General features: G+C 63.6%; 2 protein-coding genes. Both read left to right on the top strand.

Features of this window, described 5'->3' with window-relative positions; genetic code table 11:
- A partial coding sequence (locus ATY29_RS00110; protein ID WP_097537552.1) for an electron transfer flavoprotein subunit beta/FixA family protein occupies window positions 1-678 on the top strand: 678 nt, incomplete at its 5' end.
- 24 nt (window positions 679-702) lie between these two features.
- On the top strand, window positions 703-1,628 hold a 926-nt coding region (locus tag ATY29_RS00105), incomplete at its 3' end, for an electron transfer flavoprotein subunit alpha/FixB family protein (protein WP_097537551.1).

Below are 1,628 nucleotides of genomic sequence, written 5' to 3'. Positions count from 1 at the left end.
GGTGTCGAGCTTGCCAATGTGAAGATGTCGATGAACCCGTTCGACGAGATCTCGGTGGAAGAGGCGCTGCGGCTGAAGGAAGCCGGCAAGGCCGAGGAAGTGGTGGTGGTGTCGATCGGTCCTGCCAAGGCCGAGGAGACGCTGAGGACGGCGCTGGCCATGGGCGCCGACCGGGCGATCCTGGTTGAGACCGACGATGCGGTCGAGCCGCTGGCCGTCGCCAAGATCCTCAAGGGTGTGGCCGATGCCGAACAGCCGGGTCTTGTCATCGTCGGCAAGCAGGCGATCGACGACGATTCGAACCAGACCGGCCAGATGCTGGCAGCACTGTTGGGCAGGCCCCAAGCGACCTTCGCCTCGAAGATCGAAATCGGTGACGGCAAGGCTCAGGTCACCCGCGAGGTCGATGGCGGCCTGCAGACGATCGAGATCAAGCTGCCGGCGGTGGTCACATCCGACCTTCGCCTGAACGAACCGCGTTATGCCTCGCTGCCGAACATCATGAAGGCGAAGAAGAAGCCGCTCGACAAGAAGAGCCCGGCTGACTTCGGCGTCTCCACGACGCCGCGGCTGAAGGTGCTGAAGACCGAGGAGCCGAGTGGCCGCAAGGCCGGCGTCAAGGTCAAGTCGGTCACTGAGCTTGTCGACAAGCTGAAGAACGAAGCCGGCGTGCTTTAAGGCTGGGAAAGAGAGAACAACATCATGACCATTCTTCTTCTGGCCGATCACGACAATTCGAGCCTTTCCGACCAGACCGCCAAGGCGCTGACGGCGGCTTCCCAGATCGGCTCCGACGTGCACATTCTCGTTGCCGGCAAGGGCGCCAAGCCTGCGGCCGATGCGGCGGCCAAACTCTCCGGCGTCTCGAAGGTACTGCTGGCCGAAAGCGACGCACTCGCCAACAATCTGGCCGAACCGCTGGCCGATCTGATCGCCTCGCTTGCTGCCGGTTACGACACGATCATCTCTGCCGCCACCTCGGTCGGCAAGAACGTGCTGCCGCGCGTCGCCGCCCTGCTCGATGTCGCCCAGGTCTCGGAGATCATCGAAGTCGTCTCCGCCGATACGTTCAGGCGGCCGATCTATGCCGGCAATGCCATCCAGACGGTGCAGGCAAGCGATGCCAAGAAGGTCATCACCGTGCGCACCGCCTCGTTTGCTTCGGCATCTGAAGGCGGCTCGGCCAGCGTCGAGGCGATCCCGGCGGTCTCCAATCCGGGTCTGTCGACTTTCGTCAAGGACGCGCTGTCGGCTTCCGACCGTCCGGAACTGACCTCGGCGAAGATCATTCTCTCCGGCGGAAGGGCACTCGGTTCGGCGGAGAAGTTCAAGGAAGTCATCCTGCCGCTGGCCGACAAGCTCGGGGCTGCCGTCGGCGCATCCAGAGCCGCCGTCGATGCCGGTTATGCGCCGAACGATTGGCAGGTCGGCCAGACCGGCAAGGTTGTGGCGCCCGATCTCTATATCGCCGCCGGCATCTCCGGGGCCATCCAGCATCTGGCCGGCATGAAGGACAGCAAGGTGATCGTCGCGATCAACAAGGACGAGGAGGCGCCGATCTTCCAGGTCGCCGATTACGGCCTGGTCGCCGATCTGTTCGAGGCGCTGCCGGAATTGCAAAAGGCGCT

The sequence above is a fragment of the Rhizobium hidalgonense genome (assembly GCF_002914525.1).
Classification (GTDB): Bacteria; Pseudomonadota; Alphaproteobacteria; order Rhizobiales; family Rhizobiaceae; genus Rhizobium; species Rhizobium hidalgonense.
The sequence above is the reverse complement of the archived record's forward strand: the minus strand, read 5'-3'. Positions and strand labels throughout refer to the sequence as shown.